The organism is Fusibacter paucivorans, assembly GCF_018390735.1.
Lineage (GTDB): Bacteria > Bacillota > Clostridia > Peptostreptococcales > Acidaminobacteraceae > Fusibacter > Fusibacter paucivorans.
In genome coordinates this window covers 62213-77233 of record NZ_JAHBCL010000020.1, presented here as the reverse complement: position 1 = coordinate 77233, position 15021 = coordinate 62213, and the positions used below count along the sequence as shown (strand labels likewise).

The following is a 15021-nucleotide window of genomic DNA, read 5'->3' as shown; positions in this document are numbered from 1 at the left end:
CTTACGATGCACTGTTATCGTCTTCTATTTCAATAACAGGTGCGAGTTTTGCTATTTTCATCTTAATTTCATCAACGAGTTCTGTCTCAACACCAATCTTTGCATACTTGATCGCATTGCGAAAAGCTTTGGCATTGGAGGAGCCATGTGCTTTAACCACCAACCCGTTTACACCGAGCAGCGGCGCACCGCCGTACTCTGTATAATCAATTTGTTTTTTAAAGACACTAAGATTTTTCTTAATCAGTACACCGCCAATTTTGCCCTTTGTACTGCTGACAATAGCGTTCTTAATGCCGTCAATCAGCGTTCCCGCTACACCTTCTGTCAACTTGAGGATAATGTTGCCGGTAAAACCATCTGCTACGATCACATCGACTTTCCCCGCAGGAATATCACGGCCTTCTACATTTCCGACAAAATTTAAATCTGCTTCCTTAAGCAATGCATGCGTCTCTATGTAGAGTTGCGTTCCCTTTGTCTCTTCGGCACCAATATTGGCAAGTGCCACTCTCGGTTTTGTCAGCTTCAACACACGTTCTGCATAAATACTGCCCATATATGCAAACTCAATGAGATTGCGCGGTTTGCACTCGGCATTTGCGCCGGCATCAACGAGGACAGATGCCTTGCCCATCGTCGGGTAAATGGTACAAAGCGCCGGGCGATTAATCCCTTTGATTCGACCGACCTTAAAAAGACCGCCAGCGAGGAGCGCCCCCGTGTTGCCTGCCGAAACAAATGCATCAATATCACCTTTTCTCAGTGCTTTCAGTCCAACGACCATACTGGAATCACTTTTCGTTTTAATCGCTTTGACCGGTTTATCATCATTTGTAATAATCTCTGTTGTATGAACAACCTCAATACGATCTGTATTAAATTTATATTTTGCGAGTTCCGATACGATTTTTTGTTCATCCCCATAGAGGACAATATCGCCTTCAAAGTCATCGAGCGATTCGATGGCACCTTTTACGGTTTCAACAGGTGCATGATCACCACCCATTGCATCAAAACCAATTTTCATCACTTCACCTCATTTTGAAAAAAAGGCAATAGTCAATGACCATTGCCTTTTGTTATTATAGAAGAACCTTCCAAATGTGTTTAGACAGTGTCCAAACCATTTCAAACGTTAAACCCAATAGCATTACGACACTATTTCGCGTCTCTGCTATGATAGTAACCGCACTCTGCACACTCTCTGTGTGGAACGGTTGCAGCTTTACATTTAGGACATTCAACAATCGTTGGCGCTGTCATCTTGATGTTGCTTGCTCTTCTCTTATCTCTTCTTGCTTTAGAAATTTTACGCTTAGGTACTGCCATCTTAACACCTCCTTAATGACCGAATAAATTCTTAAGTGCTTCCAATCTGGGGTCGATCCGCTCATCTTCACAACCACAGATACCATTGTTAAGATTCTTGCCGCATTTCGGACACAGCCCAGCACAGTCATCGCTACAAAGTATTTGAAGCGGTTTGTTCAGAAGAATTTCTTCTTCCAATATGGGCATGAGATCTACTTGATGATCAACAATGGGAATGCTGTCATCCCCTGCTTCATCATCTGCCAACTCGCGTTCCGCAATGTGGTTGAAATTCAATTTAACTTCGGTTAAGCATCTATCACATGCAAAAGTCATATTGCCATCGTATGCAAACGACAGCGTCAATCCTTTATCGACCTTCTTAACGGTCCCTTGAATGTTGAATTCAGAAGCTTTGACCGCATTTACTTCGCTTAAGAAGCGATCGTCAAGCGATAGCCTCAACTGAAAGTCAAGTTGACTCTGCAGCCCTGTAATAACCTTAGAAAGCTCAAGGTACATTTTATCACCTCTTCAATGCAACATTAACATTATAATGATAACCAAGAGGTTTGTCAAGTGAAACTACTTAACTAATTCAACAGTATCTCTTGCAATCATTAGCTCTTCATTGGTTGGAATAACCATGATTTTTACTTTCGAATCATCTGTATTGATGAATGTTTCTTTACCTCTGACGTTATTCTTCTCAGCATCGAGGACAACACCCATGAATTCAAGATTTTTACAGATTGTCGCACGGCTTGAAATACTGTTTTCACCTAAACCTGCTGTAAAGACGATCCCATCGACACCGCCGAGAACCGCTGCATAAGATGCGATGTATTTACGAACGTTATCATGATACACATCTAATGCCAGTTCAGCTCTTTCATTGCCTTCTTTTGCAGCATTTTCAATATCTCTAAAATCGCTGCTGACACCTGAGATGCCAAGAACACCTGATTTTTTATTCATGATGTCATTCATTTCATCAATTGTTTTGCCTTCTTTTGCCATGATGTACGTGATGATTTGCGGGTCAATATCGCCGCATCTCGTCCCCATAACCAAGCCTTCAAGTGGCGTAAAGCCCATTGATGTATCAACTGATTTGCCGCCGTCTACAGCTGCGAGTGAAGCGCCGTTGCCCAAATGGCAAGTGATAATTTTCGTATCTTCGATTTTTTTGCCGAGCATTGCTGCCGCTCTTTGTGAAACGTATTTATGGCTCGTTCCGTGGAAACCATATCTTCTCACGTGATCTTTTTCATAATATTCATATGGCAACGCGTATACATAAGCACTTTGTGGCATTGTTTGGTGGAATGCTGTATCGAATACGCCGACATTTTGCGCATGCGGTAAAAGTTCCTGCATTGCTTTAACGCCAATGATGTTTGGCGGATTGTGAAGCGGTGCAAGTTCAATACATTCTTCCAGTGCAGCCATGACGCCGTCGTCAATGATAACTGAACCGCTGTATTTTTCGCCTGCATGAACAACACGGTGACCAACCGCATTGATTTCGTCAAGTGCTTTAATAGCGCCTTTTGCATTATCTTGCAAAGCGTCGAGAACGTGACCTAATGCTTCTTTGTGATTTGCCATCGGTACTTGGATGACAAGCTCTTCTTTACCTTCAACTTCTTGCTTAAGTTTTGAACCTTCAATACCGATTCTTTCAACTAAGCCTTTTGCTAATACGCTTTCATCACTCATATCAAAAAGCTGATATTTTAGCGACGAACTACCACAGTTAATGACTAAAACGTTCATTTGTTACCCTCCTCTATTTATCAAAAGATCACGCGATCTCGTGATGTTGCACATGAAACAGAACGTGATATTGATATTTCACGTTCATATATATTATAATGTAAATAAATGAATTTTCAAGGGCTATGGGAGGATAATAGGTGAAAATAATTGGCATTGTCGTAGAATATAATCCGTTCCATAATGGACATTTATATCAAATCCAATCGCTGCGCGAGCGTTTTCATCCCGACGGTATTGTCGTTATCATGAGCGGTCATTTTGTTCAGCGCGGTCAACCCGCAATATTTGATAAATGGATGCGTGCAGAAATGGCGCTCATCTGCGGTGTCGATCTCGTGCTGGAGCTGCCCTTTTATGATGCGACTTCAAGCGCTGAAGGATTTGCCGATGGTGCTGTCAGAGCACTTGCGGCAACAGGCATCGTTACCCATCTCGCGTTTGGCACAGAATGCGATGATCTCACTTTGCTAACGAAAATTGCGCGTATCTATGCCGAAGAACCGTCGCATTTTAAAGATCAGCTGTCAGAACACTTAAAGTCAGGCCTTCCCTTTGCGAAGGCTCGCGAAAAAGCGCTTCAAGACGCTTTCCCGCAATTTGATGATTCTCAACTGACTGCTGTTCGAAAGTCCAATGCCATTCTCGCCATCGAATACTTAAAAGCATGTTATCGCCATGGGCTCGACTTGGAACCACTTCCAATCAAACGAATCGGCAGTGACTATCACAATGCCGATCTCCAGGAAAACTATGCAAGTGCAACTGCCATCCGATCAATTTTGAAAGCAATCCCAACACCTTCAAGAAAACAATTAATGACAGTTATGCCTGTATCGGCAGTTGACTGTATGATGGCTTCCGGTATCAATAGACAGTTAGACATCAATGCTTTTGAACCCTACATCCGTTACCGTCTCGCTTTAATGGATGCAGGCGCTTTGGCAAATATTCGCGGCGTTAGCGAAGGGCTTGAATACAAACTGGCAGCTGCTTCAAAGAATTTTACAGACCTCAGCGACTTGATCGTTCAGTTAAAATCAAAACGCTATGCCGAAACGAGACTTCACCGCATCTTAATCAATGTGTTGTTAGACGTTCACCCGCTGGATACAACGGCGACTTATCTCCGCGTACTAGGCTTCACGCCAACCGGACAAGCCTGCTTAAAAGCAATGAAGTCAATGGCATCCCGCACCATTGTCACAACGCTCAGCAAAGCGCCGGCAGAAGTCCTCAATGACCCGCACATGAAGCTGGACCTTTTAGCGACCGACCTCTACCACATGGCCGCAGGGCAAACCAAAAGCGGCATGGATTTCACCAAGCCGCCAATACAGATCAAATAGCAATCTATCATTTTAATCAAAACCTGTTATTTTAATTTAAAACCCTGATTTTCCAAAAAATCGCGCATATGCGACCTAGGTTCGGAAGCAAACTTATCTGCAACATTGGCAGTCCAAGTATCTGTTTTCCGTCCTTTTGTGCGCTCAATATAATAAGCCTTAATTCGCTGATCGTATGCTTCAATCGCCTTGGCATCGTCTTCTGTATAGTGATTCTGCTTCAAGACGACATGCATCGGCAGACGCTCTTTAATGGCCGGATCGTGATTGGGATAGCCAATACACAGGCCAAATACCGGATAGACATCTTCCGGCAATTCCAACAGCACTGACACTTCGGCAATATTATTTCTAAGCCCGCCAATATAGACACCACCCAGCCCCATTGCTTCTGCGGCAATCATTGCATTTTGCGCTGCCAGTGACGCATCCACCGTTGCAATGATAAACGTTTCAGTCATCCCCTTATCATAAGGAATATCATGGCGATCGCAAGCATCATACATGCGTTTTAAGTCTGCACAGAACACTAAGAATTCAGAAGCCGTCTCAACATATTGCTGATCGCCTGAAGCACGTGCAATTGCCGCTCTCAAATTCGGATCCGTTACGCGAATAATACTGTAAGCCTGAAAAAAGCCCGATGTAGAAGCAGCCTGCGCACTTTCGACAATCGCTTTAAGCGCCTCTTCCGTGATCGTACCCGCTTTAAATTTTCGAATAGATTTATGATTTTTTAACAATGTAATCATTTCGTTCATCGCTTCGTTTCCTTTCAATATGATCATTTGCATCTCACTTTTACCCAATCGGCGTCTGATTAATGTAAACTTTCTATAAACATCCGTTTGACGCGTGCCAGATTATTGATTCAAACATGCCGCAATCGAAAAAAGCAGCGATCAGCATACACATATTGTATGCTGGTCGCTGCCCTCTTTGATAAATGACTAATCCATACCTATTTATATTCTTCAAGCTCTTCAATGTTCTCTTGAACCGTTTGAAGAACCTTGCTCATATTGTATTCTACTTTTTTCATCACTTCTTCAGCATATTCATAGGCACCATTTCTGATTTCTGCCGCCTGCGCTTCAGCTTCTGCGACAATTTCCTGTGCACGTTTCGATGCAAGTCGTGAAATCTCATGCGCGTTAATCAGTTCACGTGCTTTTATTTCTGCTGCCTGAAGCATCTGCTGTTCACTGTGATGCGCAGCCTCTAAGAGCTCTCGTTCTTCTGCATGAGCACGATCGACGACACTGTGCGCTTCTGCTTGTGCCTCTTCCATAATCTGCTGCTGCTGTGCCTTCATCCATCTGACTTGCTGGTATTCATCCGGCAATAGCATCTGAATATCTTTCATGATGGTTACAAATTCCTGACGATCAATAAGAATCTTGCCCGTAAGAGGCACTGTCGGATAACTTTCCAGCTTATCTTCAAACTCTTCAAGAAGCTCCAGCACTTTTAAATCCAATGTATTTTTCTGATTGCCTGCCATTATACCCCTCCGATTTTATTGAGAATGGCTCTTTTCACATCCTCTGTTACAAAATCTGTAATATCGCCATTGAGGCTTGCGACTTCCTTTACAATGCTGGAACTCAAATACATGTATTCCGTTCGTGTCATGATAAACACACTCTCTATTTCCTTGCAAAGCTTTTGATTAACACTCGCCATTTGAAACTCCGCTTCAAAGTCTGAGATCGCACGAAGCCCTTTTACAATAATGCGAATGTCATGTGCTTTCAAATAATCTATTAAAAGGCCTGTATGCCGATCAATTTCAACATTGCCATACTGTGCTGTCGTCATCTTTAATAGTTCAACCCGTTCGTCCGGTGTAAACAACGGCTTTTTGCTCTGGTTATACATCACGGCAACAATGACTTTATCAAATATTTTGCTCGCCCTTTCAATAATGTCTAAGTGTCCCTTGGTAACCGGATCAAAGCTTCCCGGATAAACCGCTACTTTCATTCAATCCTCCTATATACACCAACGCCTGTTATGCCGTATCGCTTTTGCGTCAACACTTCCAAGGCATCTGAAACAATCTCCGAATCTTTATCATCTACATGATGTTCAAGCACTATTATACCATTAATCCTTAAAAGTTCATACCTTAGGATTGTTTCAATTGTACTTTTTATCATGCCCTTATGATAAGGCGGGTCCATAAAGACAATATCGAACGACCGTCCCTTCAACATCGTCAAATCCCTTTCAACAGTCATTTGTAGAATTTCACCCTGTGCTTCTAAATGCGTCTTCTGCATATTGTCTCGAATACACTGAACGGCTTTGGCACTGGATTCAATAAACGACACGGCTGAACCGCCTCGACTCAAAAGCTCAATGCCCAACGCACCCGAACCTGCAAACAGATCCAATCCCTCGGCCTCATATAAATGCTGCTGCACCATGCTAAAGATCGCTTCTTTGACGCGATCCGTCGTTGGGCGCGTTGCCGTTCCCTCGATTGTCATGAGTTTTGTTCCCCTTGCCTTGCCAGATATTACACGCATGTTCTCTCCTTAATCAACGAACTTCATCAACTATCTTTCTTTTATCAGCTTTTATCGGCTTTTATAAAACCGCTTCTTCATTGAGCATTTCACCCAGTGCATCAAAGTATTTGACGACTTCTTTATTGCCCATTACGTATTCCGACATCAGCGTTCGAATATGCTCTTGCACGACTTCGAGTGTCTTTTGATGTTTTACCAAATCAGCAACTCTGAGTTCAGGCAAGCCATGCTGCCTAAGACCAAACATCTCCCCAGGCCCACGCATCGCCAAATCCATTTCTGCAATTTGGAACCCGTCATTGGTATTAATCATGGTTTCAATACGCTTTTTAGCATCCTTAGACATTTTACTGCTCATCATAAAACAATAAGCCTGCTCGGCACCTCTGCCAACGCGCCCCCTCAGCTGATGCAGCTGTGATAGGCCAAATCGCTCAGCATCGACAATGACCATGACTGTGGCATTTGGTACATTGACACCAACCTCAATCACTGTGGTAGAAACCAAAATGTCTAACTCCCCATCTTTAAAACGATGCATGACATCGTCCTTTTCATCCGCTTTCATTCGCCCGTGTATTACGCCTATTTGTCGATTTGAAAAACGAGCAGCCAACGCTTCGTAAAGTGCTTCAACCGAAGTTAGGTCAAGCTGCTCATTGGTTTCAACAAGCGGACATACAAAATATGCCTGACGCCCCGCTTCAATCGAATCATCAACAAACCCATAAAGAGCAGCCTTCTTCTTTTCGCTTACAAAATGTGTTTTTATCGGTTTGCGGCCCACCGGCATTTCTTTTATCTGCGAGACGTTCATATCACCATATAAAATCATAGAAAGCGTCCTCGGAATTGGCGTTGCCGACATGACCAGCGTATGGGGATGCATGCCCTTCTGTGTCGCAAAAAAACGCTGCCTGACGCCAAAGCGATGCTGTTCATCTGTAATGACGAGTGCCAAGTTCTTAAAATCGACATCTTCTTGAATAATCGCCTGTGTTCCAACAATCATTTGAATATGCCCTTCTGCAATAGATTCCTTGATTTCTCTTTTGGTTTTTGCCGTCATATTGGATGTCAATAATACGGCTTTATACGTCTCGCCAAAATACTCTTTCAACGACTGAAAATGCTGTTCCGCCAACACTGTCGTCGGCGCCATTAAGACGCTTTGGCTGCCATTATTGGCGGCAATGCGCATAGCAATAAGTGCAACAATGGTTTTACCGGAACCCACATCACCTTGAATCAAGCGATTCATCGCATAACCGCTGACCAAATCCGTTCGAATGGCCTCAACAGCTTTGCGCTGACCTTCTGTGAGCTCAAAGGGAAGCTGCGCAATAAAATCATCTATATCGCGAGTGGAGGGCAAAAGATGCGTTTCCGAACTGTGATAATGCCGCTTTAGGAGCACGAGCTTCAGCTGAAGCATGAAGAGTTCTTCATAAATAAAGCGATATCGCGCAACTTTTAGTCCTTTTTCATCCGTAGGAAAATGCATTTGTCGAATAGCCGCGACGCGATCAACAACACGTGCCATGTGCTCAACAAATGGCGGCAGTGGCCCCGTATGAGACGAATCAAGCCTCATCAGGGCGCCCTCGTGCAGTTTCAGCATATCGATCTGCGTCAATCCCGCTGTCAGTCGATAGATAGGCTGAATTCTCAAAAATCGTCGATCAGAAGCCTCTGAAAATTCTGGATGCTGCATTTTAAAAAAAATCCCCTGCCGCGTTAATTTGCCAAAGAAATAATACGCATTGCCTACGATGAGTTTATTGAAAACATAACTCGTAAAAAAGATAATTTCACCGTGGTACATATGACTTTGCACTTCGCAGATTACCATTTGACTGCGCTTAAATTTCATTGCCTTTTTCTTCACATTCAGCACCGTTGCTTCAATGACGACAGGCATTTCATCATTGCATTCTGCTATAGTCATTACTTTTCGTCGATCTACATAGCGCACGGGAAAGTCAAGCCACACATCTTCAAGCGAATGCAGGCCCATCTTATGCAATAATTTGTCTTTTTTTGCACCAATGCCTTGAAATTGTGTAAAGTCCATTTTCAACTCATCCTTTATAAGCCTTTAATTCACATCTCGTATTAAAATTCAAATAGAGCTTGTTGAGGCCAAGTGCTTCTATCGTTTCGCGTTTTAATACACATTTGGGATCGCACGCTCGGATCAACGGCTGCATCGCATACTCACACTGTCCAATTAATCGAATCATATCGCTTAGCAGGTCGACATGGTAGAAACCATTAAAAGGTTCATAGTATTCCTCTGATTTTTCAGCGACAGCCATTAGAGGCGTGACACCCGTTTGGATCATTTGTTCTATTGTCAAAATATAGACGTCCACAGCCCGCCGATCATAAACGGCATCACAAGCCAATATATAGACGTATTCACTCGTGGCACGTCTCAAGCCTGTCATAATACCCGCCATTGGCCCAATGCCCGCAATATCATCCGCCACAATTTCTAAATGGTCAAATTTGTCATAATCCAATACGGGCCGATTGCACGACAGCAGTACTTGATCAAATGTTTCGCTGATCGCTTCCAAATTTCTATACATCAGCGGCTGACCGTTTAATACAATTTTCTGTTTATCATAGCCCATTCTGCGGCTCTGTCCGCCTGCGAGAATCAGAGCCGTTCCAAAACGCTTCACCTCATCACCTCACGAGTTCAAGTCTGTCAAAAGGGCACGCTGCGACACATGCCGTCGTTTCATGATTGTCAAACACATTGGTCGAAAAGTGTTCAGTTGTTCGCTTTATATAGCAAGTATCACATTTGACTGCCTGCTGCGCCCTTTCGTCATAGGCCATTACATGAAACGGACATGCAGCAATGCATTTGCCGCACCCTGTACAGCGTTCACGGTCAATGACAACTGTTCCATCGGGCGCTGTGTAAACAGCATGGCTATCGCATGCTTTTTCACAAGGCGCATTCTTGCACTGACGACACCCTCGCCATATAAAGCGTCGCTTTTCCTCATGGTATTCAATTACACAACGGTTGACGCCGACCGGCAGCAAGTGCTGTTCCTTGCAGGCGACAACACAGGCCATACAGCCAATACAACCATCACTTATATGTTTAATTCTCAATGCCATGCCTCTTCCCAATCGCTATTAATGATCTGTTATTTATGATCTAATGATATCTTTTTACCCTGTTATTTTATGCTACTTTACAGATTATGCCAAGTACCATTTTGCTCATTATTGTGCACCATTAAATCTGTATCCCGCACCGTCTAACCGCGACGAGATTTGAGTGCTGCGGATTACCTTTGACGAGCGGCGTCGGCCTTGATGTTGTCAACACATTCATGGCGCCGCGCAAGTCCGTTCCCTTTGAATCCGGTCTATACCAACCGCCCTGCGCCATCCCCACAACACCTCTAGCAATTCGCTCAGTCACGTAGGCCGGTACCCTTACACAGCCGCGATCATTGTAGATTTCAACCGTTTCACCTCCGACAATCATCAACTGTCTGGCATCCTCTGGATGAATCCATAATTGCTGGTCTTCAACACCATCCAGCCATAGGTTGTGATCGTGTGTCGAATGTGTTCGACGCTTTGAGTGCCAGCCCACCAGCTGATACGGATATTTTTCAGTTTGAGGATCCTGAGGCCCTTCAAAAGCTGGCGTATATTTGGGAATAGCCGGAATATCACCGCCGCTATCCAATCTAGGTGAATACAACTCGATCTTTCCAGAAGGTGTTTCAAACGGATGGGTTTCAAATGATTCAATCTGTTCGCGATAAGCGATGACATGTTTAACCGTTTGATAGACATAGCCGCCTTCACGTTTAAACACATCAAATGTCGGCAGCTCGCTTTCCTTTGTGCGAAGCACTTCATAGGCACGTTGAAGCTGTTCCGTCATATTGGGCGCACCCAGCGTAAAAGCCTCCTTTAGATTCAGCCGTTCCGCCACTTCAGTAAGCCAGTCGTATTCAAAGCGGCATTCAAATAGAGGCTCAATACACTGGTTAACATACAGCAAATAATTGCCGCCGCCCCAAGGCGCTCTAATATTTTCACCTTCAAACATGGACGTACCCGGTAAAATTAAATCTGCAAATCGCGTACTCGGCGTCATAAATAAGTCAGAACAGACGATAAATTCAACTTTAGAAGGATCTTTTAAAAGTTTAATCGTTCGATTAATGTCGGAATGCTGATTAATTAAAATATTACCTGCAAGGTTGAAAATCATTTTAATGGGCGCTTTTAATTGATGCGCTCCCATGATGCCATCGGAAGCCGACGTCATATCCGCAGCGCGTTCAATTGCATCTGTCCATAAAAAACATGGAATGGATTCCTTCACAGGATTTTCAATTTCAGGCATCATGATCGGCAAATTATAACGCAAGTAGAGTCCGCCACCAGAAGAGCCGCCGATTTTTCCGACATTTCCCGTCAAGCACGCGAGCATGTTGCAGCCTCTGACGATCTGTTCGCCATTTGCATTGCGCTGAGGCCCATAGCCCTGAATCAGCGCCGCGGGTTTTGTCTTGGCATAATCCATCGCCAGACGATGGATTACACTTTCGTCCAGACCCGTTATTGCAGCCGCCCAAGCCGGCGTTTTGCGCTGCCCATCATAAACGCCAAACAGATAATCACGATAGTTTTCAGCATTTTTAGAGCCTTCTGGCATATGCAACCCGTCAAAGCCAATACAATAACGGTCTAAAAATGCCTGATCATGCAGCCCCGCTTCGACAATGGTATAAGCCATTGCATCAATCAAAGCACCATCCGTCGTTGGTTTTATCGGTACCCATTCGTCTGCCAGGGCAACAGCTGTTTCGGTCATGCGCGGGTCAATGACAATGATCTTCGTACCCTTTGCCTTAGCCGCTTGCAGCATGACCATCGATTCATGACCAAATATCGTTGCCGCAGGATTATGCCCCCATAAAATAATGAGTTCTGAATGAATGTAATCATCCGGCGAATGTCCTGACAATTTGTTTCCAAATGTATAAGGCGTCGCTCCCGCTATACAGGCAGTACTATATGAATTATGATAATTCAGACAACCGCCGTCCAGAATCAGCAGCCGTTTTGCCAATGCATTGCCGCGCATGAGCGCCGAAACACCTGTCGCATAGTTAACATAGCGCGATTCCGCCCCATATGCAGCTTTGATTGATGTCATTTTTTCTGCAATCAGTGTAATCGCCTCATCCCATGTAATGCGCTTATAGTTGCCGTCGCCGCGATCGCCAACGCGCAGCATCGGATATTTTATGCGCTTATGATTCAGAAAGCTGTTCCGATAGGCATTGCCTCGTACGCAAGCTTTCGTATGAGCAGCTGAAAGTGATGTATTGGGCGAGATATTCAACACCTTGCCCATTTGAACGTCAACATTGAGGCTACATGCACCGCCGCAATTATTAATGCCGGCGACCACTACCGTTTTTTTGACTGAGTCTATGGACTCGGACTTACAGTAGACAACAAATCTTTTGATGCCGTCGAAGGGGATTACGAACTGCTTTTCCGCTCGTAAAACATCGTGCTTATCAGGATGCATATGACTGCGGTTATCCGTATTTTTATCGATAAATATATCTAACCGATCTTTGTCATGCATCACAAAACACGTCATCAGTTCTGCTACAGCTGCATACCACGCCGCACCTTCTACGCTAGCGGTTTGCTTTGCAAATGCCTCAGCGAAAGCACATAGATGCTTCGTAATAAAATGCTGCTGTCTTTCAAGCAAATGGTATAAAGCGCTGTAATCCAATTCAGTCACGGCTGCTATAGCATCCTGTGCTAACTGCGATAAGAAAAGCAGTTCCAGTCCAATGTGGTCACATGGCTGATGCTGATCGAAACGGTAATGATAGCCTGAAGTGTGATAATCTTGCAGTACTGATAAAGTAACGGCATTCATCAGCGTATCACCCTCACCAACGTAAACAGATTCCCAAGGTGGCGCTGCATCTTCACAGGGGGCATCATAAAGCCTTTCAAAAATTTTTGCGGACTGCTCAACTTCATCTGCCGAAATCGCAAGTGCATCCAGCTTCGCTCTGACAAAATCATATGCCGTTGACATGCCGCTATAATCACATAGACCTGCAAGAGCAGCGTGCCCCTTGTAAAAAGCGCTCCATGATGCTGTTGGCTCTATTAAAAAGCACTCAGCCAAGAATAGATAACCAAATTGCCTCAACTCAAGCCAGGCTTTCAAGTTATCCAAATTTTCAACACCGTCTTTATTGTACTGTGTCACTGACATTTTTCAACTCCAAATTTAGTTTATAAAAAAACCAGCTCTTCAAGCTGGTTTTAATGGCATTCGTCCGTATTACTCAAGCGCCAACACAAAATAGTAGATCGGCTGAGCACCTTCGTAAACTTCTATTTCCAACTGCGGGAATTTCGCCTCAATCATCTCCCCAACTTCTTTCGCCGTCGCTTCCGAAATATCACTGCCGTAATAAATTGATAAGATCTCCGTCGTCGTATCCATCGTCTTTTCAATTGCCTCTAATAAGACGTTATCTCGGCTCTTGCCAACGCTCTTTATGGCGCCGTCTGCAACAGCGAGGTAATCATCCTTTTCGATAGCCATACCGCCAATGGATGTATCGCGAACAGCATAGGTTACTTGAATGGTTTTGACCAATTCGAGACTCTCTGTCATTTGTGTTACATTATTGTCAGGTTCGACATCGTGATCAAATGCAAGCATTGCCGTAATACACTGCGGCATTGTCTTCGTCGGGATTACAAAGACATTCTTCTTTGAAATCGCTTTTGCCTGATTTGCCGCCATAATAATGTTACTGTTATTCGGGAAGAGAAAAATCGCTTCTGACGGACACTTTTCGATTTCATTCAAAAAATCCTCCGTACTCGGATTCATCGTCTGCCCACCTGTGATAATGCCATGAATCCCTAGATCTTCAAAGATATTAGCAAAGCCTTCGCCCATTGAAACGGCAATAAAGCCATATTTCTCATCGTGTAATCGAACCGATGTCTCATCAGTGTCTTCCGCTTGGCTCATTGCTTTTGAAGAAGATGATGATGCAGGTTCATCAATAATGCTATGGTGCTGATCCTTCATATTCTCAATTTTAACTTTTTTGAGTTCTCCCTGTTTAACCGCTGCTTCAAGCGCCAAACCCGGATTGTTGGTATGAACGTGTACTTTGACGAGCTCTTCATCCTGAACAAATACCATGCTGTCGCCAAGCGTCTCAATATATGCTTTCAAGGCTGCTCCATCGATGGCATCACCTTCAATAATGAATTCAGTGCAGTAGGCAAACCGGATATCCTCTGTCTGCATAACAGCTTGCGCAGGCTTGCTCACTGCTTGACCCGTCTCTTTCTCTGAAACCTCTTTATATACTTTGCCTTGCAGGGCATTATCAAATCCTTTAAAAATATAAATGAGTCCCTTGCCGCCTGCGTCGACTACACCTGCCTGCTTCAATACTTCAAGGTATTCAGGCGTCTCTTCCAGCGTCTCTTCGCCGCGCTTGATCAGCACTTGTATCAATTCGTCAATCGGTACTGCTTCGACGGCATATTCCATCGCCTTTTCAGCAATTTTTCGAATAATGGTTAAGATGGTGCCTTCCACGGGTTTGAGCACAGCGCTGTATGCCGTGTCTGCCGCATACTTGAGCGCATTGCAAAATTGAATAGAATCAAGTGTTTCAAGATCCTTGCATCCTTTCGAAAAGCCTCTGAATATCTGAGACAATATGACCCCTGAATTCCCGCGGGCACCCATTAACGATCCCCTTGAAACCAGTTTTGCCACTTCATCTACTGATTGGAACGAGCCTTTCTTCAAACCTTCTACTGCCGAGTTCATCGTCAGTGACATATTGGTACCCGTATCGCCGTCCGGTACTGGGAAAACATTCAGTGCATCAACGATTTCCTTATGATGATAAAGTTCATAAGTCCCTTGCAGAAACATGCTTGCAAGCATATCTGCATTAATTGTCATAATCTTC

At 44.1% G+C, this 15021-nt stretch carries 14 protein-coding genes; 1 reads left to right on the top strand and 13 read right to left on the bottom strand.

Annotated features, from left to right (window positions below; genetic code table 11):
• Position 1: 1 nt before the first annotated feature.
• From plsX to KHM83_RS12310, 4 genes are all read right to left on the bottom strand, one after another.
• Positions 2-1030 carry a phosphate acyltransferase PlsX gene (gene plsX, locus KHM83_RS12325; RefSeq protein ID WP_213237322.1) on the bottom strand — a complete coding sequence of 343 codons (1029 nt, stop codon included), beginning with the start codon at positions 1028-1030 and terminating at the stop codon, positions 2-4.
• A 131-nt stretch (positions 1031-1161) separates the two neighbouring features.
• Complete coding sequence (gene rpmF, locus KHM83_RS12320) at positions 1162-1332, bottom strand: 50S ribosomal protein L32 (RefSeq protein ID WP_213237321.1); 171 nt, start codon at positions 1330-1332, stop codon at positions 1162-1164.
• Positions 1333-1344: 12 nt separating this feature from the next.
• On the bottom strand, positions 1345-1836 hold the full coding sequence (locus KHM83_RS12315) for a YceD family protein (protein ID WP_213237320.1): 492 nt from the start codon (positions 1834-1836) through the stop codon (positions 1345-1347).
• A gap of 63 nt (positions 1837-1899) precedes the next feature.
• Positions 1900-3093 (bottom strand): acetate/propionate family kinase, encoded by a 1194-nt coding sequence (locus KHM83_RS12310; RefSeq protein ID WP_213237319.1) that lies wholly within the window; start codon positions 3091-3093, stop codon positions 1900-1902.
• Positions 3094-3233: 140 nt separating this feature from the next.
• Between KHM83_RS12310 and KHM83_RS12305 the strand changes: the two genes are divergently transcribed.
• Entirely contained in the window at positions 3234-4442 is a 1209-nt protein-coding gene (locus tag KHM83_RS12305; RefSeq protein WP_213237318.1) for a nucleotidyltransferase, read from the top strand.
• A gap of 26 nt (positions 4443-4468) precedes the next feature.
• On the opposite strand, the gene nfsA is transcribed toward KHM83_RS12305, so the two are convergent.
• From nfsA to KHM83_RS12260, 9 genes are all read right to left on the bottom strand, one after another.
• A complete protein-coding gene (gene nfsA / locus KHM83_RS12300; protein WP_213237317.1) occupies positions 4469-5230 on the bottom strand; it encodes an oxygen-insensitive NADPH nitroreductase in 762 nt (253 codons plus the stop codon).
• A gap of 173 nt (positions 5231-5403) precedes the next feature.
• Positions 5404-5946 (bottom strand): hypothetical protein, encoded by a 543-nt coding sequence (locus KHM83_RS12295; RefSeq protein ID WP_213237316.1) that lies wholly within the window; start codon positions 5944-5946, stop codon positions 5404-5406.
• Positions 5946-6428 (bottom strand): pantetheine-phosphate adenylyltransferase, encoded by a 483-nt coding sequence (coaD, locus tag KHM83_RS12290; RefSeq protein ID WP_213237315.1) that lies wholly within the window; start codon positions 6426-6428, stop codon positions 5946-5948. The genes KHM83_RS12295 and coaD overlap by 1 nt, the downstream gene beginning before the upstream one ends.
• Complete coding sequence (gene rsmD / locus KHM83_RS12285) at positions 6425-6976, bottom strand: 16S rRNA (guanine(966)-N(2))-methyltransferase RsmD (protein WP_213237314.1); 552 nt, start codon at positions 6974-6976, stop codon at positions 6425-6427. The genes coaD and rsmD overlap by 4 nt, the downstream gene beginning before the upstream one ends.
• A 61-nt stretch (positions 6977-7037) precedes the next feature.
• The gene (gene recG, locus KHM83_RS12280) at positions 7038-9053 is read right to left on the bottom strand and encodes an ATP-dependent DNA helicase RecG (protein ID WP_213237313.1); all 2016 of its coding nucleotides are present in this window, start codon (positions 9051-9053) and stop codon (positions 7038-7040) included.
• A 7-nt stretch (positions 9054-9060) separates the two neighbouring features.
• Positions 9061-9669 carry a molybdenum cofactor guanylyltransferase gene (mobA, locus tag KHM83_RS12275; RefSeq protein ID WP_213237312.1) on the bottom strand — a complete coding sequence of 203 codons (609 nt, stop codon included), beginning with the start codon at positions 9667-9669 and terminating at the stop codon, positions 9061-9063.
• A gap of 4 nt (positions 9670-9673) precedes the next feature.
• Complete coding sequence (locus tag KHM83_RS12270) at positions 9674-10114, bottom strand: 4Fe-4S dicluster domain-containing protein (RefSeq protein WP_213237311.1); 441 nt, start codon at positions 10112-10114, stop codon at positions 9674-9676.
• Between the two features lie 127 nt (positions 10115-10241).
• Positions 10242-13283: a DMSO/selenate family reductase complex A subunit gene (locus tag KHM83_RS12265; RefSeq protein ID WP_213237310.1), complete on the bottom strand. Its 3042-nt coding sequence runs from the start codon at positions 13281-13283 to the stop codon at positions 10242-10244.
• A 69-nt stretch (positions 13284-13352) separates the two neighbouring features.
• On the bottom strand, positions 13353-15014 hold the full coding sequence (locus KHM83_RS12260; RefSeq protein ID WP_246543074.1) for a DAK2 domain-containing protein: 1662 nt from the start codon (positions 15012-15014) through the stop codon (positions 13353-13355).
• Positions 15015-15021 lie beyond the last annotated feature (7 nt).

Coding starts and splice junctions, on each gene's coding strand:
- plsX (WP_213237322.1), bottom strand. CDS start 1,030: ATGAAAATTGGTTTTGATGCAATGGGTGGTGATCATGCACCTGTTGAA.
- rpmF (WP_213237321.1), bottom strand. CDS start 1,332: ATGGCAGTACCTAAGCGTAAAATTTCTAAAGCAAGAAGAGATAAGAGA.
- KHM83_RS12315 (WP_213237320.1), bottom strand. CDS start 1,836: ATGTACCTTGAGCTTTCTAAGGTTATTACAGGGCTGCAGAGTCAACTT.
- KHM83_RS12310 (WP_213237319.1), bottom strand. CDS start 3,093: ATGAACGTTTTAGTCATTAACTGTGGTAGTTCGTCGCTAAAATATCAG.
- nfsA (WP_213237317.1), bottom strand. CDS start 5,230: ATGATCATATTGAAAGGAAACGAAGCGATGAACGAAATGATTACATTG.
- KHM83_RS12295 (WP_213237316.1), bottom strand. CDS start 5,946: ATGGCAGGCAATCAGAAAAATACATTGGATTTAAAAGTGCTGGAGCTT.
- coaD (WP_213237315.1), bottom strand. CDS start 6,428: ATGAAAGTAGCGGTTTATCCGGGAAGCTTTGATCCGGTTACCAAGGGA.
- rsmD (WP_213237314.1), bottom strand. CDS start 6,976: ATGCGTGTAATATCTGGCAAGGCAAGGGGAACAAAACTCATGACAATC.
- recG (WP_213237313.1), bottom strand. CDS start 9,053: ATGGACTTTACACAATTTCAAGGCATTGGTGCAAAAAAAGACAAATTA.
- KHM83_RS12265 (WP_213237310.1), bottom strand. CDS start 13,283: ATGTCAGTGACACAGTACAATAAAGACGGTGTTGAAAATTTGGATAAC.
- KHM83_RS12260 (WP_246543074.1), bottom strand. CDS start 15,014: ATGACAATTAATGCAGATATGCTTGCAAGCATGTTTCTGCAAGGGACT.